The following is a 19,147-nucleotide window of genomic DNA, read 5'->3' as shown; positions in this document are numbered from 1 at the left end:
AATCTCTGACAGATGGATATGTTGGTCATGCCTTCCGTATCGAAACGCCGCAGTCGCGCATGGCCGGGCCTGGCCCTGGGTGCACTGCTGGCCGGCTGGACCGCCACGGCCCAGGCGTTCTTCGGCTTTGGGCTGATCCCCGGTATCTACATCCCGCAGACCTACTACAAGTTCGGCGCCGTCTACACCCGTGCCGTTGTGCTCAGCCCCAACGGCAAGCCCATCTGGGTGGAGTACGGCAGCGACGGCAAGGAAGCCCGTGAGATAGGCGAGGCCACCGGGCCGCTGGAGCAGGCCCAGGTGATGTCTGGCGATATCTATCGCGCCTACCTGCAGCGCCTCAAGGACGCTCGCGAACGTTATCCACAGAGCGAAGTGATGACGGCCGCCACCTACCGGGGCACGGCCTTCAAGACGGTGGACGGCAAGACCATCGACAAGCCCAGCCTGAGCCCCAGCAGCCTGACCGTGCTGGTGCGTGGCGAGAAAGAGCGGTTCAGCACCAAGGGCGATGAACTGCTGCTGCTGCAGATGCCCATCGACAGCAATGTCACCCCGTCCTCCAGCAGCAAGGCGCTGCTGCTGTCCAAGGAAGGGCAGATCCTCCATCAGGGCACCAACAGCATCGGCTTCCGCGCGGGCTTCTTCGGCAAGGACGGCAAGGTCGACGACAAGAACACCCGCGACCGCGACGCGAAGATCTACGGCCCGCTACCGGGTGTGGGCGTCACCCTGGGCAGCCATGTCACCGGCGGCTATGCCCTGACGGATGACGACGGCAAGTACAAGATGAACTACTTCCTGCCGCCTTGCCCCGGCTTCTTCTTCGAGTACACCACCCCGTCATACCTGGAGCTCTACTACAAGCGCTTCAACCCTCGGGGCAGCTCCAACATGCCCTACTACATGACCCGGCCGGACTACGACTCCTGCAATGGTCTGGGTCTTTGGAGCATGGAGGCGGCAGCGATTGTCGCCACTATCGCAACGCCGATGAAGCAGGCTGCGGATTTCCCCATCGACCTGATGGTGCTGGACGGTTCGGCGCAGTTCGGTGGTGGTGTGAAGCTCGGCGACAAGACCGCCCACAGTGACAAGACCGGGAAGCGCGACAATTATCTCCAGCAGAGTTACGACTTCGACGGTGATGAAAAGCCGGACCAGGTCGTACCGGGCAAGAAGGTCGTCAAGCAGGTAGATGGCAAGCCGAAAGAGGTCTTCGTAAAGACGACGCTCGAAGAGGCCGAACTGCAGGGAATTTATCTTTCCAGCAGTGCGAGCGCGGGGGCGTCTGATGGTGAGACACCGCCGCCAGATTTCACGAGGCTGATCGATATAGCACCCGATTTCGAGGATCGCGGGCTGCTGGAAAGCATCAGCAAGGACGACCTGAAGGACACGGACATCTATGTGTTCCGCGAATCCAACGGTCAGCTCGTGGCCGAGCGACGCGGGCTGCACGAAGACGAGCTGTACAAGAACTACTCCGGCGTCGACGAGAAGTCCGGCAGCTTCCGCTACACCATCCAGTTGCGCGGCTCGAAGGAAAACTACTACGCCATCGCTGGCCGCACCGGCGAGGCGGCCTTTAGCAAGTGGCAGAGCGCCGGCGGCTTCAAGGAAGAGTTCCAGAAGCGCGCGGCCAACCACCTCAAGGCCGGCGAGACGGTGCGCATCATCGCCATCAACCGACCCACCGGGTACATCGGCAGCGTCAAGGTCAAGCTCGAGTCCGCCGTGGCCAGCGGTAACCTGTTGAACTTCGCCGATCAGCGCATCGAACTGGCACCGCCGAACCTCAAGGTCTGGGCCGAGCGCAAGAACAAGATCGAAAAGGGCATGACCAAGGGCGAGCTGAAGAAGCAGCTCATTGGTAATGAAGGTGCGGGGCTCGGCACTGATATCAGCATTGCGATCTATACCGATTGGCAGGATGCCGATGGTGGAGCCCTGCCGGAGGAATTGGCGGACTATGGCTTCACCGGGCGGCTGGCGAAAATCGTCGCGGCCAATCAATTGGCACCGGAAGGCGCCAACAGCCTCTCGCAGTTCAAGATCAAGCCGGGCCAGCAAGTGCAGGTGATCCAGCTGCCGGAGAAAATATTGGCCAAGCAGCACCTGTATCTGCAGGTGACCGGCCAGCCGGAAAACCGCAACCCGGACTTTTCCTCCAATGGCTCGGGCAGCGGTGTGTTGAAGTACCGCCCGACCCACTATGTGCCGGTCAGGGTGCCGCTCAACGATGAAGAGGCCAGCGAGCTGTCGCGCCAGGCCTATCGCAAGGCGGTCAAGTCGTTTCCCCAGCAGACTTTCAAGAAGCCGGAGCCCAGGTACGAATGGAAGTACCGGCCCGAGATGCAGTTCAGCCTGTATGACCTGACGGTCGATCAGATCAAGCGCAAGGAACTGGCCAGCGATGCCGGTACCAAGATCGATCTGAACCAGGCCGCCATCACCGCTTCCGACAGGGTCATCGACTTCCTCTACTCGCTGCTGCAAAGCCAGTTCGCCCAGCTCGACCCCTTCGACATGAAGGGGGAGCGGGAGATGGTACTGGCGATGGGCGGGTCGGAAGTGAAGGTCAAGTACGGGCCGAGCAAGACCATTCAGTTCACCGACCTCAATCACCTGTCGGCGCTGCAGCCGGAAGACTTCATGAGCATCCGCCTGTATGCCAACAATGATGTGAGCAACATCTTGTGGGAGTGGGCGTTCGATAACATCGTGCTGTTGCCGGTGCCCATGGCTGGTGGAGAAACGATCAAGGTCTCCGCCGATGATTCGGCGTTGGTTTCCCAGGGCTTGAGTGCCGTGGTGTTACGCCCCAACGAGGACAAGAACACCCATCGCTATTCATTGAGCTGGTCGGTCAGCGGCAACGGGCAGTTGGAAAAGGCCTCGGACACCAACATGACGGGCACCTTCGCCAATGCCCTGAAACTGACCACAAAGGCTGGCAATCGCGCCACGGTGACGGCGAAGTTCAGCGAGCCCTATGTCATCGACCCGAAAACCGCCACTTTCGAGATCGTACCCGGCAAGCCCCATACCGTGACGGCGAACGCCCAGGGTCGCACGGCCATTTCGGGGGCGGGAAAGATCACCCTCGATATTCTCGCCAAGGACAAGTTCGGCAATACCGTCGCCGACGGTACGTTGGTGGAAATCCTGGGCGAGGACATCGCGGTTAGCGGCGATACCGCGACGGTCAACGGCAAGGTCCAGTTGGTCCTCAAGGGCGACAAGGAAGCGGGCGAGAAAAACTACTCCATCAAGATCGGCGATGTGGTGGAGGAACGCACGCTGACCGTGGATGACATCAAGCTGGTGGTCGACGCCCCGGATGAAATTCCCCGTGGCGGCAATGTTCCGGTCACCATTCGTGCCGAGTCCGACACACCCGACCTTTCCGGCGTGCAGATTCAGGTCACCGCCCTGAGGGGGGCCGTCACCAATGGCACGCTGACCCTGGGCAGTGACAACAGCGTGCGCACCAGCCTGGATGCCGGCAATTTTGTCGGCGAGGGCAAGCTGATTGCCCGCATCAACGACAAGCTGTTCCCCATGTCGCTCAAGGTCGATGCGCTGAGTAATGATCTGGAGGTTTCCAATCCGCTGCTGATTTCCTCCCGCTTCGGTTCATCAACTGACGGTCAGCGCGCTGAAACCGAGATTGTGCTCAAGGGTGACGTGGGCGAAGAGGTCGAGATCGACCTGCGCGATTACCTGTCACCGAACCTGCTACCTGCTGCGTTCTGGGGGCTGTATGGGCCTTCGGCCGATGGCCGCTTCCTGGACGATGAGTTCCAGCGAGAGATCAAGTTGCACAACGCCACACCCCAGGGTCAGGGGGTGCGACGCGAGGACCGCTTCATCCAGATAACCACGGATGACGGCTATGCCGGCGTGCCCTACGACCAGGCGCTGGCGCGTACCGATGATGTGGGGGCGACCCTGTCGTTCCGTCCCGATGAAGGGGCCTTCGGCAAGAACCTGCTCGATTACGCGGCCAGTGGCCTGAAGGCGGTACTGACGGGCGACGGCCGGGTAAAGGTGACCGCGCAGACCCAGGATGCCGATATCGAGCTGATCAGCCAGCCAGTGAGCAAGGAACAGTGGCACCGCATGGGCGTCCATGTGGTGGCGCAGAAACTGATTCTGCAGGTGGATGACCAAACGTTCACGGCCTCACTGAGCGGCCCTCTGCAGAAAGCGTCCGGTCAGTACGCCGCGGTCGTGGGCAAGGGCTTCAAGGGTGCGATCAACCGCTTTGGCTTGTTCGACTGGACCCAGGCACCTGTTGTGACCATTGTCGGCGGCGGTGGCGAACAAGGTTCCACCCGGGTCGGCAGCGATGGCAAAGCGAGATTCCGCATCAGCTCCAACCTGAGCAACCTGCTGGCACTGCGAGAGAACCCCAACCAGGGCCTGCTCGTCACCATCAGCCGCATCCTGGTCGCCCAGGCGGTGGCCGATGGCGAAGACGCCTGCGCGTTGGTGCCGACCACAGGCGCTATCAACGCCGCCGAGGCGTTGCTGAATTTCGTGGTCAAGTGCGAGTTGCAGAAGAAGGTTCGCCAGGCTGAAATCAAGGTCAAGACCGCGAACGGCGTGTGGCAGACCACCGTCGCCTATGCCGAGTTGGGGCTGATCACCAGCCTGCAAAACCAGATCAACGCCTTGGGCAATACCGCCATCTACCTGGCCAAGTGCCTGGATGGGGTGGTAACCGGCTCCACCGATAACGCGGTCTCCACCATCTGTGACTTCGTCGCCAGTCTGTTTCTGGTGGGTGATATCCGCGACTTCGTTATCCACAGCTATTACTACTACACCGACAACACGGAGAAATTCGACTACCCGACCTATGTATTCGCCGGGCTGGGGATCGTTAGCACCCTGGCTGAGTTCACCGGTGCGGGTGTTGCGGTCGATGCGGCCCTGGCGGGTGGCAAGACCGCTTCCAAGGTCCTCAAAGGCAGCGCTGTGATCAGCACCCTGGTCACCTACCTGGACAAGAAGGTGTTGAACGGTGTCTCGGGACAGAAAGTCGAGGCGCTGAAGAAGGTCATTCCGATGCTGCAGATTGTGGCGTTGGTGGCCTTCGAAGGACCGGCGCTGAAAGAGTTCATCTTCAGCGCGATCAAGACGGCCAAAGACTTCGAAATATGGACGGTCTACGCCTATTGGATGACGGAAGAGGGCGGGCTGTTTGTACAGCGAGGTGCTCTCGAAACGGGTGTGGAATCGCTGGTTGGCTTTGTCGTCGGACCGGCGCATGCGGCGGTGGCCGGAAAGGCCAGCGACCTGCTGGCTGTATTGACGAGGGTGCAAGACAACGCGAAGAAGGTCGGTACGGATAAAAACGCGGGTGCCGTGTTCACCAAGGTCATCGCGGAGCTGCAAGCGGCGAAAGGGACCCCCTTGGCTGACTTGGCAGGTAAGTCGGATGAGCTGGTTGCACTGATGGCCATCTATTCGCGAGGTTCAGAGAATGCCTTGGCGGCCTTCCGCCACACGCCTTGCGGTCCTTCGTTGTGCTTTAACGGTCGGACCATGGCAGAGTTCGTGAAGGACATTGGTGAGATAGAGAAACACCTCTTCACCACCAAGAGCCCGGCCACGGACATGAACAAGGTCTTTGAGCAACTGGGCGCTACGGCGACGCGTAAAGATGGCGTTGAAGTGGATCGGATATTCGTTGCCCGGGGCGGCGCAGGTACGTTGCAGGTGATCAAACGTCTTATCGATAAAAACAAGGATATGAAGGTTCTGGGCTTCGAGACGCCTAAGAAAACAGTAGGTGGCACTCGCCACTACGATGCACATGTAAAAGTTGGCGAGAATGAGTTCTTTGTCGAGTCGAAATACTGGACTCAGAATAAGGGTGAAACCCATATCGAAAATGCCATGAACGTCCTCAAAAAGGAAAATGATGAAGATGGCCCTCCGGGGCAGCTGCTCAAAGACCTATTGGGGTATATGACGGGCGAAGGTGCTGGCAAGAACGTTCGCTGGGAATTTGTTGAAGGGACGTCGACGGGCATTGACCGAACTAAGCTCATAAATACTGCCATCAAGGCGATGGAGAAAGAGGGTAGTAACATCCAAGCTTATATAGCCAAAATGACAAACAAGAAGTACACCGAGGTAGCGGATGAGGCAAAAGCGGCTTTGGCGGTCATATTAGGAGGGGTAAAGGTTGGTAGTTAATATCGTTGGAAACGCTGTTCTCCGGTCTGTTCCCGAAGGGCTTTCCATAAACACCGAAGAGTCCGGTGCATTTGTCTCCGCCACAGAGGCTAAGCTTATTCCGCCTGCGGCAACTTATTTGCGCTTCTCCACCTCGACAGTCGAGGTGCTCAATTCGTACAAGGAGGATGGCTGCACCGTCATCGCCTCTGGCAATGAGTGGCATACCCGCGACCTGTTCATCGGTGGAGATGAGACGTATTGCGTGCTCAGGTCCGTGGACGCGGAGGGTAATAAGTTTTACGGCGTCTATGACTGGAGCGGCAGTGAGTTAGGTCGCTTGCCGTTCATCGTGGGCGACAAGTACTTCGCTAGCACCTGGGTGGCTCTGTCGCAAGAAAAAACCTCGCAGTTCTTTACGCTACAGGGTGAGAAGCTCGGCCATTTGCAGGCCATCACCGTATCGGTTGGTCGACAGCAGCCGATTTTCTTTACCGAGTGCTTTGCCCTGTTCAAGCATGCCCCAGGGTCTGACTACCAGATCTACGATGTCAGCAAGCAGCAACTGACCTCCACCATCCGCGTCAGTGAAGCTGTGTGTGGTGTCGTGCAGTCCGCTTCCGGCCTTACCTACTTGGTAGATGCGCAGGGGATTAAGCAACTGGACTATGACGGCGAATCGGCAACGCTTGAGCCTCGGCACATTTTTGATACTCCTCTGGATATCGATCAGGCCAAGGTCCGCCTCTGGTGTGACGAGCAGCACCTGTATGTGGCCGTCAACCGCGATGGCGAGAGTCAGGTGCTGATTTCAGTGGAGCTGAAAGATATACCCGAAGTCCAAGTGCTGAGTTGGTCCGCTCCTTGGGTCATCAATTTCCATGGCGGCTTCGTTGGCGGTTACAACTACGTCACCCTCAGGCGCGATGTCCTGCTCTCGGACAACGCGGTTCTGCTTTGGAAAACCGGCCAGCCACTCTCTCCTGAACTGCTTGACTTCGATCTGAGCCCAGTCGTCGAAGTGAGCCAGGCAGCCTCCAGTGTCAAGGGCAAGCACGGTTACAGGCTGAGGATCGAAGATACGTCCTGCAACCGCGCTATACGTTCGGCTGCCTATGAGCTTGGAAGAGTCATCGGTGAGTCCTGCAGTGGGGCTTATAACCAGTCGGAAGCAATTCTGGATCGAAAATTTGATGGCCAATTTCATATCGAAGTAACCACGTCGATTGCTCCGAATGAATTCGAGCAGGCTTTCCTGCCGGCCTATATCCAGTACTTCCGCAAATTCGGCGGGCTATCCCCAGCAGGAAGCAAGGCATCGCTCGCTGATCCGATCATCACCTGGAACACTCCCGCTTCGTAACGCTACGCCCACTCACAAGGTTGCTTCGCCCTGCGGGCGAGCAACCTTGTTACGCAGCACAAACCTTCGGTGTATTGCTGCCCGGTAATTCCGACCAAACGGCCGTATTCCCTGCGCACTCCCGCACCAAATCGCCCCTCCACCTGTGATTTAATTGCACCGTGCCATCGCTCCCCGTCCGGGTTGCGGTGGTGCTCAAGGCTTTAGCAGGCCGGGACCCCGCCTGCTGTCCGTCGGCCTCCAACGCAATGGATTCTGCGATGCCCAGCGCCAGCCCTCTCGATCCCGTCGACTCCCCAGCCGAGGCCGTCAGCCTGCGTCGGTTGCCGTTCGCCTATGCCAAGCGCCACGGCGTGCTGGTCCAGCTCGGGGTGGATGGGGCGCGGCTGGTGTATCGGCCGGGCACGGCCCTGGCGGCGGTGGGGGAGGCGTTGCGTTTCGTCGGGCGGCCCCTGGCGTTTCAGGAGTTGGACGCGGCGACATTCGATGCCGCGCTGAGCCTCGCCTATCAACACGACTCCTCGGCCGCCATGCAGATGGTGGAGGGCCTGGGCGATGAGCTCGACCTCGCCAGCCTGGCCGAACGGGTGCCGGAGACCGAGGACCTGATGGAGCAGGAGGACGATGCGCCGATCATCCGCCTGATCAACGCCATCCTCGGCGAGGCCATCAAGGAGAATGCCTCCGACATCCATGTCGAGACCTTCGAGAAGCGCCTCGTGGTGCGCTTCCGCATCGACGGCATCCTCCGCGAGATGGTGCAGCCCCGGCGTGAGCTGGCGGCGCTGCTGGTGTCGCGGATCAAGGTCATGGCCAAGCTGGATATCGCCGAAAAGCGCGTGCCCCAGGACGGCCGTATTTCCCTGCGTGTGGCCGGGCGTGAAGTGGATATCCGCGTCTCCACGCTGCCGTCGGCCAACGGCGAGCGCGTGGTACTGCGTCTGCTGGACAAGCAGGCCGGCCGCCTGACCTTGCAGCACCTGGGCATGAGTGCCCGCGACCGCGCGCAGATGGAAGAGACCGTGCGCAAGCCCCACGGCATTCTGCTGGTCACCGGGCCCACCGGCTCGGGCAAGACCACCACCCTCTACGCCAGCCTGGTGACGCTGAACAATGGCACCCGCAACATCCTCACGGTGGAAGACCCCATCGAGTACAACCTCGAAGGCATCGGCCAGACCCAGGTCAACGCCAAGGTCGACATGACCTTCGCCCGCGGCCTGCGTGCCATCCTCCGCCAGGACCCGGACGTGGTGATGGTGGGTGAGATCCGCGACCGCGAGACCGCCGAGATCGCCGTGCAGGCGTCGCTCACCGGTCACCTGGTGCTTTCCACCCTGCACACCAACAGCGCCATCGGCGCCATCACCCGCCTGGTGGACATGGGCGTCGAGCCCTTCCTGCTGTCGTCCTCCTTGCTCGGCGTGCTCGCCCAGCGCCTGGTGCGCGTGCTCTGTTCCCACTGCAAGGAGCCCTACCAGGCGGACGCCGCCGAGTGCGACGTGCTGGGGCTCGACCCGGCGCAGCCGCCGACGCTTCACCGCGCGCGGGGCTGCGCCGAATGCAACCAGTCCGGCTACCGCAGCCGCACCGGCATCTACGAACTGGTGGTCTTCGACGACCACATGCGCACCCTGGTGCACAACGGCGCCTCCGAGCAGGAGATGACCCGTCACGCCCGCACCAGCGGCCCCAGCATCCGCGATGACGGCCGGCGCAAGATCCTCGAAGGCGTGACCACGGTGGAAGAAGTGCTGCGCGTGACCCGGGAAGAATAAATGGCTGCCTTCGAATACATCGCCCTGGACAGCCGGGGCCAGCAGAAGAAGGGCGTGATGGAGGGCGACAGCGCCCGCCAGGTGCGCCAGCTGCTGCGCGACCGCCAGCTCGCCCCGCTGGACGTGAAGCCCACCCGCACCCGCCAGGAGTCGGTGGGCAGCCGCTGGAGTTTCCAGCGTGGGCTCTCGGCCATGGAGCTGGCCCTGCTCACCCGGCAGATGGCCACCCTGGTGCAGGCCGCCATGCCCATCGAGGAGGCGCTCGGCGCCGTCGCCGCGCAAAGCGAGAGCGGCCGGGTCAAGGCCATGATGCTGGCGGTGCGCTCCAAGGTGCTGGAAGGCCACAGCCTGGCCGGTGCTCTCAAGGAGTTCCCCAGTGCCTTCCCCGACCTGTACCGCGCCACAGTCGCGGCGGGGGAGCACGCCGGCCACCTCGGCCCGGTGCTGGAGCAGTTGGCCGACTACACCGAGCAACGCCAGCAATCGCGGCAGAAGGTCCAGCTCGCGCTGCTCTACCCGGTGATCCTGATGTGCGCCTCCCTCGGCATCGTCGGCTTCCTGCTGGGCTACGTGGTGCCCGACGTGGTCAAGGTCTTCGTCAACACCGGGCAGGAGCTGCCAGCCCTGACCCGTGGCCTGATTGCCACCAGCGAGGTGGTCAAGCACTGGGGCTGGCTGATCCTGCTGCTGGCGGTGGCCGGCATCAGCGCGCTCAAGGCGTCGCTGCGCAGGGACGCTGCGCGCCTGCGCTTCCACATCATCCTGCTGCGCATCCCGCTGGTGGGGCGCCTGGTGCGCGCCACCGACACCGCCCGCTTCGCTTCCACCCTGGCGATTCTCGCCCGCAGCGGCGTACCCCTGGTGGAGGCGCTGGGCATCGCCGCCCAGGTGGTGGCCAACCGAGCCATCCGCGCCAAGGTGGAAGTGGCGGCGCAGAAGGTGCGCGAAGGCAGCAGCCTGACCCGCGCCCTGGAGCAGAGCGGCGAGTTCCCCGCGATGATGCTGCACATGATCGCCAGCGGCGAAAAGTCCGGGGAACTGGACCAGATGATGGCCCGCACCGCGCGCAACCAGGAGAACGACCTGGCCGCCCGCATCGCCATGCTAGTGGGGCTGTTCGAGCCCTTCATGCTGGTGTTCATGGGCGCGGTGGTGCTGGTCATCGTCCTCGCCATCCTCCTGCCCATCCTTTCCCTCAACCAGCTCGTGGGGTAATCGCGTGAAATCAGGCCGTACGCAAGCAGGCTTCACCCTGATCGAAATCATGGTGGTGGTGGTCATCCTCGGCATCCTCGCCGCCCTGGTGGTGCCCCAGGTGATGAACCGCCCGGACCAGGCCAAGGTCACGGTCGCCAAGGGCGACATCAAGGCCATCGGTGCCGCGCTGGACATGTACAAGCTCGACAACTTCGCCTACCCCAGCACCCAGCAGGGCCTGGAGGCGCTGGTGAAGAAGCCCAGCGGCAACCCGCAGCCGAAGAACTGGAACAAGGACGGCTACCTCAAGCGCCTGCCGGTCGATGCCTGGGGCAACCCCTACCAGTACCTGGCCCCCGGCACCAAGGGCGCCTACGACCTGTACTCCTTCGGCGCCGATGGCAAGGAAGGCGGTACTGACGCCGATGCCGACATCGGTAACTGGGAAAACTGATGGAGCGCGGGCGCGGCTTCACCCTGATCGAGCTGCTGGTGGTCCTGGTGATCATCGGCTGCCTGGTCAGCGTGGCCGTGCTCGCCAACGGCAATGCCAGCAGCGGTCGCGAGCTGCGCGACGAGGCCGAGCGCCTGGCCGCGACCATTGCCATCCTCGCCGACGAAGCGGTGCTGGACGGCCGCGAGTACGGCCTGCTGGTGACGGCCGAAAGCTACCGGGTGCTGGCCTACGACAACGCCTCCGGCACCTGGGCCGATGACGCCACCCGCCCGGAACGCCGCCCGGCCGCCTGGATGCGCCTGAGCCTGGAGCTGGAAGGGGAGGCCCTCAAGCTGCCCGAGCCCAAGGTGAAGGAAGAAAGCCGCCCCGGCCTGGCCAAGGACGAGCCGGACAAGGACAAACGCAAGGAAAAGCCCGTGCCCCAGGTGCTGATCCTCTCCAGCGGCGAGCTCACGCCCTTCAGCCTGCGCCTGGAAGAACGCCGGGCCGATGGCAACGCCTACGCCCTGGCCAGCGATGGCTACCAGTTGCCCAGCGCCGAGCAGGCCAAGGAGCGATGAGCATGCGCCGTGCCCGTGGCTTCACCTTGCTGGAGGTGCTGGTGGCCCTGGCCATCTTCGCCACGGTCGCCGCCTCGGTGCTGACTGCCGCCAGCCGCAGCCTGATCGTCGCCGGGCAACTGGAAGACAAGACCCTGGCCGGCTGGATCGCCGACAACCGCGTCACCGAACTGCAGATCAAGCAGCCCACCCCGGCGGAAGGCCGCGAGGACAAGGTGCTGGAGTACGGCGGCCGCCAGTGGGAAACCCACAGCGAGATCGAAGCCACCAGCGACAAGGGCCTGCGCCGCGTCACCGTCTGGGTGGCGCCCAAGCCCGAGCGCGGCGCCAGCGCGCCGATCAAGGAGCGCTCGGTGTTCAGCCTCACCGGCTTCCTGGCGGTGCGTGGATGAGCCGGCAGCGCGGCTTCACCCTGCTGGAAGTGATGATCGCCATCGGCATCTTCGCCCTGCTCGGCCTCGGCACCTACCGCATGCTGGAAACGGTGATGAAGGCCGACGAGGTGACCCGCGAGCATGAGAAATCCCTGCGCGAACTGGGCCGTGCCTTCGCCTCCATCGACCGTGACCTGGGCCAGGCACTGCCGCGCGTGGTGCGCGACGCCTACGGCGACGAACGCGGTGCCCTGGTGGGTGAGCTGGGTGCCACCGACGGCACCGCCGCCCTCGAATTCAGCCGCGCCGGCTGGCGCAACCCGCTGGGCAGCACCCGCTCCCAGTTGCAGCGGGTACGCTGGCGCCTGGCCGGCTCGACCCTGGAGCGCGTGTACTGGTCCGTGCTCGACCAGGCGGTGGACAGCCCGCCCCGGGTGCAGAAGGTGCTCGAAGGCGTCAGCTCGGTGGAACTGCGCTACCTCGACGACAAGGGCCAGTGGCAGGAGCAGTGGCCGCCGAGCCTGGGCGACTCCGACCCGGCCAAGGCCCGTGGGCGCCTGCCGGTGGCGGTCGAGCTCAAGCTGGAGCACCGCCACTACGGCGGGCTGACCCGGCTCTACCGGCTGCCGGAGATGGGCGTCGAAGAACAGCCCAGCGAAGGCGGCACCACGCCCGACGACGACAAGAAGCCAACCCCCGAGCCCGAACCCAAGCCCGACGCTGGCAAGGAGAAGGGCGCATGACCCGCCAGCGGGGCGTCGCCCTGGTCACCGTGCTGCTGGTGGTCTCCATCGTCACCGTCATCTGCGCGGGGCTCATCCTCCGCCAGCAGCTGTCGATCCGTGGCGCCGCCAACCGCATCGCCATCCAGCAGGCCTGGCACTACGCCCTGGGCGGCGAGGCCCTGGGCCAGTCGGTGCTGCTGCGCGACCTGAAGAAACCGGGCAGCGACCCGCGTGCACCCATCGACCACCCCCTGGAGGACTGGGCCCGCCCGCTGCCGGTATTCCCCATCGACCAGGGCGAGATCGGCGTGCACATCGAAGACCTGGCCGGGCGCTTCAACCTCAACAGCCTGGTGCAGGGCGACAAGGTGGACAAGCTCTCCGTCGAGCGCTTCAACCGCCTGCTGCTGCGCCTGAAGATCGAGAAGCCCTACGCCGACCGACTGGTGGACTGGCTGGACAAGGACCAGGAACCCAGCGGCGAATACGGCGCCGAAGACAACCAGTACCTGCTGGCCCAACCCCCTTACCGCACCGCCGGCCGCGAGCTGCAGGACGTCTCCGAACTGCGCCTGTTGCTGGACATGAGCGAGGAGGATTTCCGCGTGCTCGCACCCTGGGTCTCCACGCTGCCGGCCAAGGTGCCGCTCAACGTCAACACCGCCAGCCCCCTGGTGCTCTCCTGCCTCGCCGACAACCTCGACCCGGGCGCCGCCCAATCGCTGGTCAGCGGGCGCGGGCGTGAAGGCTACCCGGACATCCGCGCCTTCCTCGACCAACCGGCCATGGCCGGCACCGGCGTGCGCGCAGCGGGGCTGGGGGTGGGCAGCGCCTATTTCCAGGTGCGCAGCGAAGTGCGCCTGGGGGAGCGCAAGGTGGTATTGCTCAGCACCCTGCAACGCGACCCGAAGGGCGTGGTCCGCGTGCTCAAGCGTGATCTCGGGCAGCCGGGCTACCTGGCCCAGGCGCCCCTCGAACCACAGGAAGAATGACCATGGATTGCCTATTCATCCCGCCCGTCGGCGGGGCGGTCCTCGGCCCCGCCTGCCAGGTGCACTGGCAGGAAGCGACCGGTGAGGGCCGCAGCCTGCCGCTGGCCGAATGCGCCGCGCTGCTCCAGGGGCGGCCGGTGGCACTGGTGCTGCCCATGGAAATGGCCAGTGCCTTCGTGGTGGGCCTGCCGACGCAGAAGGCGCGGCTGATGCACCAGGCGCTGCCCTATGCGGTGGAGGAAATGCTCGCCGAGGACGTCGAGCTGTTCCACCTGGCCCTGGGCGCTCAGTTGGCCGATGGCCGCTACCCGGTGCTGGTGCTGCGCCGCGCTCAATTGACCGGGTGGCTGGAAGAGCTGGAAGACTTCGGCATCAAGGTTGCCGCCATCCATGTGGACGCCGACCTGCTGCCCCGTGATGGCGAGCAGTTGCTGGTGATCGGCGAGCGGGCGCTGCTGGGCGGTGCCTGCGACACCCGCGTGGCCTTCCCCCTGGCCCACTGGCCATCCCTCGGCGCCCTGTGCGCCCCCGAGACCCAGCCACGGGAAGAGGCCGAGCCCTACCGCCTGCTGGCTGCCGGCCGTGCAGGCGCCATCGACCTGGCCCAGGGCGAGTTCGCCCCGCGTACCGAAAGCCGCGCCTGGGCGGCCTGGCGCCCCCTCGCGGCCCTCGCTGGCGTCAGCGTGGTGCTGTTCCTGGCCTTCAACCTGGTGCAGGCCTGGCTGCTGGAGCGCAGTGGCGATGCCTATGTCGAATCCAGCCACGCCCTCTATCGCCAGCTGTTCCCCGAGGACAAACGCATCGTCAACCTCAAGGCCCAGTTCGCCGAGCACCTCAGCCAGGGCACCCGCGCGCAGGGGGGCTTCATCAGCCTGCTGGACCAGGCCTCCAGCGCCATAGCCGAAGCCCAGGCGGCGCTGACGGTGACCAACGTCGACTACAGCCAGACCCGTGGCGACCTGGCGTTGCAGGTCCGTGCCAAGGATTTCGCCGACCTGGAGAAGCTGCGCAAGCGCCTGGTCAAGGCCGGCCTCAGCGTGCAGCTGGGTTCGGCCAGCCGTGAAGAAGGGGGCGTGACCGCCCGCGTGGTACTGGGAGGTGGCGCATGAACGCCCTGACGGACATCCGCACGCGCCTGCGCGAAGGGCTGGAGCAATCCCCCCTGTGGCAGCGCTGGCAGCACCTGCCGCCGCGTGATCGCCTGGCCCTGCAGCTGCTGGGCGGTTTCCTCGCCCTGGCGCTGTTCTACCTGGCGGTCTGGTCGCCGGTGGCCGCCCGTGTCGAGCGTGCCCGCGCCTACCAGCAACAGCAGCAGGCGCTGTTCACCTACATCCAGGCCAACGCCGGCCAGGCCCGCCGCCAGGCTGCCAGCGCCCAGGTGGAGCTGGCCCCCGAGCAACTCCAGGGCCTGGTCACCAGCACCGCGCAGAAGCAGGGGCTGACCCTGGAGCGCTTCGACAACGAAGGCAACGGCGGCCTGCTGGTCACCCTGACCCAGGCCTCGTTCGAATCGATGCTGAAGTGGCTGGCCGAGCTGGATAAACGCGGCGTGACCCTCACCGAAGCCAGCCTCGACAAGGTGGCCACCGGCAAGGTCGACGCGCGGCTCACGCTGATGGTGGCGGGGCAGGGTGGTTGAGGGTAGTGGTTGTCATGCACAGCGGCTCGGTTACGGCCGCCTGAACCTGTCGTCATCGTTAGCTCGCTGCGAATCCCTTCGCCCCATTGTCTTTCCAGGAGCGCGCCGCGAAGGGCCATCCCTGGCCCATCGCGGCTCTCGCGACATCCATGTCGCTCAACCCCTTACACGATGATTCGCTCGGCTTCCTGGGAGGGGGCTTTTGGCGGCTGCTCCAACTTTCTTCGTCCAACGAATCACCACGCGGTGCGCACTGACTTTCGTAGGATGGGTAGAGCGGAGCGAAACCCATGCGGCGGAGGTGGCACGTACCCTTAGGCACCTGGAAAGGGACGTGCTTGAGCTCTTGCATTAAAACCACAACAGCTAACGCAGACAGATCCTCTGGAAATAACCAATCCCGGCGTGCCGCTGGTCGATCCGCAGCGCTTTCTCGACAGCCCGCCGCGCAGCCGCAACGAGGGGCTGGCCTCCTTCATGCGCCGTATCGGCATATGCGAGGAGCGTGGCAGTGGCATCGACAAGGTGGTGGCGCAGACCGAGTTGTACCAGTTGCCGGCTCCGATTTTCGAGCAGACAGAGGAGCACACCCGCGTGGTGCTCTTCGCCCATCAGGACTACCGCAACATGGGCCAAGAAGATCGTATTCGTGCCTGTTACCAGCACTGCTGCTTGAAGTATGTGAACCGCGAGCCGATGAACAACACCTCGCTACGCTTGCGCTTCCAGATCGACGAGGGCAATAGCGCCATGGTCAGTCGTGTCATCAAGCAGACCATCGAGGCCGGGCTGATCCGCCTCTATGATCCTGCAGCCAACCGCAGGACATATCGCTATGTACCTTGGTGGGCCTGAGTTCATTTGACGGTCATTTGACTGGGCGGGCGTTATCCCGCCTTCCAAGACATAGCCTCAGCCTATTTTGGGGCTTGGCACTGCGTTATTCATTTGGCGGTCATTTGACTGAGCGCGTTAGCGCAGTCGATGTGTAAAAGAACCCTGCCCCATCCCTAGCCGAGGTCATGCCATTCAGTTCCCCGCCGACACCCCACAGTCGATCGCCATATCGGCCCCGGTGATCGAGGCGGCGGCCGGCTGGCAGAGGAAGTAGGCCAGCTCGGCCACTTCGGACGGTTGTATGAAGCGCGCGTCGGCGCCTTGCGGGTACTTGGCCAGCAGTTCGCGGTAGTAGCCCTGTGGGTCGCCGTTGCCGTAGCGCTGCGCCTGGAACTTCAGCATCGGCGTCTCGATGTCGCCCGGGGAGACCGCATTGCAGCGCACGCCATCGGGCGCGAGGTCCAGCGCCAGGGTCTTGGTCAGCAGCGTGACGCCGCCCTTGCTCGCGCAGTAGGCGGCCGCGTTGCGGTTGCCCTGGCGGCCGGCGTCGCTGGAGATGTTGACGATGCTGCCCCGGCTCTGGCGCAGCGCCGGGATGGCCGCCGCGCACATGAAGAAGGTGCCCTTCAGGTTGACGTCCAGGACCAGGTCGAAATCCTCTTCCGAGCAGGCTTCGACCGGCCCTTCGCGCCACACCCCGGCGGCATTGATGAGGGCGTCCAGCCTGCCACCGGCCGCCAGCGCCGCCGCGACGATTTCCTGGCAGGCCCCCGGTCGGCGGATGTCCCTGGCCAGGTGGCCGGCCAGGGGCTGGGTGGCGGCCAGCTCGGCCAGCGAGGGCGTGTCCTGGTCGGTGGCGAATACCTGCCAGCCGCCCTGGAGGAAGCGTTCGACGAGTGCGCGGCCAACGCCGCCCGCGGCGCCGGTGACGAGAACGAGAGGGGTCATGGGGAATCTCCGTTGTCGGGCTCAGGGCGCCTTGTTTTCGATCAGGCAGTTGCCGCCGTCGACCACCAGCACTTCGCCGGTGATGTAGCTGGCCTCGGGCGAGGCGAGGAAGGCCACGGCCGCGGCGATCTCCTCGGGGCGGCCGGCCCGGCCGATGGGGACGAACTGCGCCGCGTGCTGCTCTTCGGGCGTGCTCGAACCGGTGGTGATCCAGCCCGGGGCTACCGAGTTGACGGTGATGCCCTCCCGGGCGACCTCCAGCGCCAGCCCCATGTTCATCCCCAGCATCCCGGCCTTGGCCGCGCTGTAGGCGGCCTCGCCCGGGTTGCTGCCCCGGGTTCCGGTGGTGGAGCTGATGTTGACGATGCGGCCGTAGCGACGGGAGCGCATGCCCGGCAGCACGCCCCGGGTCAGCAGGAAGGCGGTGGTGAGGTTTCGCGCAAGCGACAGGTTCCACATCTCCAGGCTCATGTCCGCCACCTCGGCGAAGGGTTCCGGGCTGCCCTGCATCGCCATGCCGGCGTTGTTCACCAGGATGTCGATACGCCCCCACTGCGCCTGCGCCCAGGTGAGCAGCGCGTGCACGGCGGCTTCGTCGGTGAGGTCCGCGGCCTGGCCGTGCGCGTCGAAGCCCTCCGCGCGCAACTCGGCCACCCGGTCGGCGATGCGCGCGCTGCTGGCGGTGACGATCAGCTTCGCGCCGGCACGCCCCAGGCGGCGTGCGATGGCCATGCCGATCCCCGATTCGCTGCCGGCGCCGCTGACCAGGGCCACCTGGCCCATCATTGCTGGTTCCATGATTCTTTCCTCCGGGGCTGTATTGCGCTGGAGGCTAGAAGTGTTTTGCTGATAGAAAAAGACAACCGTTATCAGCAGAACTGACAACACCATGGCCTTTAGCAGCGAATCCCTGAAAGTCTTCCTCGCCGTGCTGGATGCCGGCTCGTTCTCGGCGGCCGCCAGGGCCCTGGGGCGCGTGCCGTCGGCGGTGAACATGGCGATTTCCCAGCTGGAGGCCGAGCTGGACCTGGAGCTGTTCGACCGCTCCTCCCGCCGCGCGCTGCCGACGGCTGCGGCCCGGGCCCTGGAGCCCCAGGCGCGGCAGGCGGCGGGCCAGCTCAACCTGCTGGACGCGCACGCCCTGCAGCTGCATGCCGGGCTCGAGCCGCGCCTGGTGCTGGCCATGGCGCCGGAGCTGCAGAGCGGCGCCTGGAGCCAGCCGCTGTCGACGCTGGCGCGTGAGTTCCCGACGCTGGAGATCGAAGTCCGCTCCGCTGCCCAGGCCGATGCCACGCGCATGCTGCATGAAGGCAGCGTGCAGCTGGCCCTGGTGTTCGAACGCCCGGGGATCGATGAGCGCGAGGCCTTCGTCGAGGCGGGAAGCCAGTTGCTGGCGGCCGTCGCGGCGCCCGGTTACAGCCAGGCGGCGCTGAGCGAATCCCGCCTGGCCGAGCTCCGGCAGATCGTCGTCGCGCTTGGCGACCCCAAGGCGTCGGATCCGCAGATCGTGCTGTCCCACAGGGTCTGGCTGACCGACAGCTACCTGGCCACGCTGGGCCTGGTGCAGGCGGGCATCGGCTGGGCCTACCTGCCCCAGCCGCTGGTGCAGCCGCTGATCGCATCCGGTGCGCTGGAGCACGTCGCCTTTGCCGACATGGCCAACCAGATGCGGTTGTGGGTTGATGTCGTCTGGCTGAAGAACCGCCCGCTCGGGCTGGCGGCCAGGCGCTACCTCGAACTGCTGCGCGAGCAGACCCGCACCGAACCGGGCCGCGCGTGAGCGCCGCGATGCGCGCGCCGAACGGCGGAAACGAAAAAGCCCGCGCGAGGCGGGCTTTCCGGGGTGCCGCGACCGTCATGGGACGGTCGGGACATCGATCTGGCGCATCCGGCGGGATTCGAACCCACGACCCCTGCCTTCGGAGGGCAGTACTCTATCCAGCTGAGCTACGGATGCTTGAAGAGGCGCGCAATGATACCTGCAAGGGCTGCCAGCGTCCACGCTGGCACGAATGTTCGTGATTTCGAACGAAAATGACGCTCGTGCTCGATTCTGCACAGCAAAACCCGCAAATATTTCCAGTT

15 protein-coding genes and 1 tRNA gene are annotated in these 19,147 nt (G+C 64.4%); 13 read left to right on the top strand and 3 right to left on the bottom strand.

The window, feature by feature from the left end; genetic code table 11:
• The first annotated feature begins 12 nt into the window (after positions 1 to 12).
• The 12 genes from PSm6_RS09335 (at position 13) to PSm6_RS09280 (ending at position 16,132) form a co-directional block, all read left to right on the top strand.
• Positions 13 to 6,213: a hypothetical protein gene (locus tag PSm6_RS09335; protein WP_265170102.1), complete on the top strand. Its 6,201-nt coding sequence runs from the start codon at positions 13 to 15 to the stop codon at positions 6,211 to 6,213.
• Positions 6,203 to 7,555 carry a hypothetical protein gene (locus tag PSm6_RS09330; RefSeq protein WP_265170101.1) on the top strand — a complete coding sequence of 451 codons (1,353 nt, stop codon included), beginning with the start codon at positions 6,203 to 6,205 and terminating at the stop codon, positions 7,553 to 7,555. Before PSm6_RS09335 ends, PSm6_RS09330 begins: the two co-directional genes overlap by 11 nt.
• Positions 7,556 to 7,815: 260 nt before the next feature.
• Complete coding sequence (gspE, locus tag PSm6_RS09325; RefSeq protein WP_265170100.1) at positions 7,816 to 9,333, top strand: type II secretion system ATPase GspE; 1,518 nt, start codon at positions 7,816 to 7,818, stop codon at positions 9,331 to 9,333.
• Positions 9,334 to 10,548 (top strand): GspF family T2SS innner membrane protein variant XcpS, encoded by a 1,215-nt coding sequence (xcpS, locus tag PSm6_RS09320; RefSeq protein ID WP_265170099.1) that lies wholly within the window; start codon positions 9,334 to 9,336, stop codon positions 10,546 to 10,548.
• A gap of 49 nt (positions 10,549 to 10,597) precedes the next feature.
• Positions 10,598 to 10,984: a type II secretion system major pseudopilin GspG gene (gene gspG / locus PSm6_RS09315; RefSeq protein ID WP_021220442.1), complete on the top strand. Its 387-nt coding sequence runs from the start codon at positions 10,598 to 10,600 to the stop codon at positions 10,982 to 10,984.
• Positions 10,981 to 11,547 carry a type II secretion system minor pseudopilin GspH gene (gene gspH, locus PSm6_RS09310; RefSeq protein ID WP_286672681.1) on the top strand — a complete coding sequence of 189 codons (567 nt, stop codon included), beginning with the start codon at positions 10,981 to 10,983 and terminating at the stop codon, positions 11,545 to 11,547. The genes gspG and gspH overlap by 4 nt, the downstream gene beginning before the upstream one ends.
• A 2-nt stretch (positions 11,548 to 11,549) precedes the next feature.
• On the top strand, positions 11,550 to 11,939 hold the full coding sequence (gene gspI, locus PSm6_RS09305; RefSeq protein WP_169708432.1) for a type II secretion system minor pseudopilin GspI: 390 nt from the start codon (positions 11,550 to 11,552) through the stop codon (positions 11,937 to 11,939).
• Positions 11,936 to 12,664 (top strand): type II secretion system minor pseudopilin GspJ, encoded by a 729-nt coding sequence (gene gspJ, locus PSm6_RS09300; protein ID WP_265170097.1) that lies wholly within the window; start codon positions 11,936 to 11,938, stop codon positions 12,662 to 12,664. The genes gspI and gspJ overlap by 4 nt, the downstream gene beginning before the upstream one ends.
• Positions 12,661 to 13,638 carry a type II secretion system minor pseudopilin GspK gene (gene gspK / locus PSm6_RS09295; protein ID WP_265170096.1) on the top strand — a complete coding sequence of 326 codons (978 nt, stop codon included), beginning with the start codon at positions 12,661 to 12,663 and terminating at the stop codon, positions 13,636 to 13,638. The genes gspJ and gspK overlap by 4 nt, the downstream gene beginning before the upstream one ends.
• Positions 13,639 to 13,640: 2 nt before the next feature.
• Positions 13,641 to 14,747, top strand: a complete 1,107-nt coding sequence (gene gspL, locus PSm6_RS09290; RefSeq protein WP_265170095.1) for a type II secretion system protein GspL — start codon at positions 13,641 to 13,643, stop codon at positions 14,745 to 14,747.
• On the top strand, positions 14,744 to 15,277 hold the full coding sequence (locus PSm6_RS09285; protein WP_021220448.1) for a type II secretion system protein M: 534 nt from the start codon (positions 14,744 to 14,746) through the stop codon (positions 15,275 to 15,277). The genes gspL and PSm6_RS09285 overlap by 4 nt, the downstream gene beginning before the upstream one ends.
• Positions 15,278 to 15,661: 384 nt before the next feature.
• On the top strand, positions 15,662 to 16,132 hold the full coding sequence (locus PSm6_RS09280; RefSeq protein WP_265170516.1) for an ATP-binding protein: 471 nt from the start codon (positions 15,662 to 15,664) through the stop codon (positions 16,130 to 16,132).
• Between the two features lie 174 nt (positions 16,133 to 16,306).
• On the opposite strand, the gene PSm6_RS09275 is transcribed toward PSm6_RS09280, so the two are convergent.
• Positions 16,307 to 17,062, bottom strand: a complete 756-nt coding sequence (locus PSm6_RS09275; RefSeq protein WP_265170093.1) for an SDR family NAD(P)-dependent oxidoreductase — start codon at positions 17,060 to 17,062, stop codon at positions 16,307 to 16,309.
• Between the two features lie 21 nt (positions 17,063 to 17,083).
• Complete coding sequence (locus PSm6_RS09270; RefSeq protein WP_265170092.1) at positions 17,084 to 17,860, bottom strand: SDR family NAD(P)-dependent oxidoreductase; 777 nt, start codon at positions 17,858 to 17,860, stop codon at positions 17,084 to 17,086.
• A 91-nt stretch (positions 17,861 to 17,951) separates the two neighbouring features.
• Between PSm6_RS09270 and PSm6_RS09265 the strand changes: the two genes are divergently transcribed.
• A complete protein-coding gene (locus tag PSm6_RS09265; protein ID WP_265170091.1) occupies positions 17,952 to 18,842 on the top strand; it encodes a LysR family transcriptional regulator in 891 nt (296 codons plus the stop codon).
• A gap of 100 nt (positions 18,843 to 18,942) precedes the next feature.
• Here PSm6_RS09265 and PSm6_RS09260 read toward each other — a convergent pair.
• Positions 18,943 to 19,019 (bottom strand) — tRNA-Arg (locus tag PSm6_RS09260).
• Positions 19,020 to 19,147 lie beyond the last annotated feature (128 nt).

This window comes from Pseudomonas solani, assembly GCF_026072635.1.
GTDB lineage: Bacteria > Pseudomonadota > Gammaproteobacteria > Pseudomonadales > Pseudomonadaceae > Metapseudomonas > Metapseudomonas solani.
This window is presented reverse-complemented; position numbering and strand designations above follow the sequence as displayed.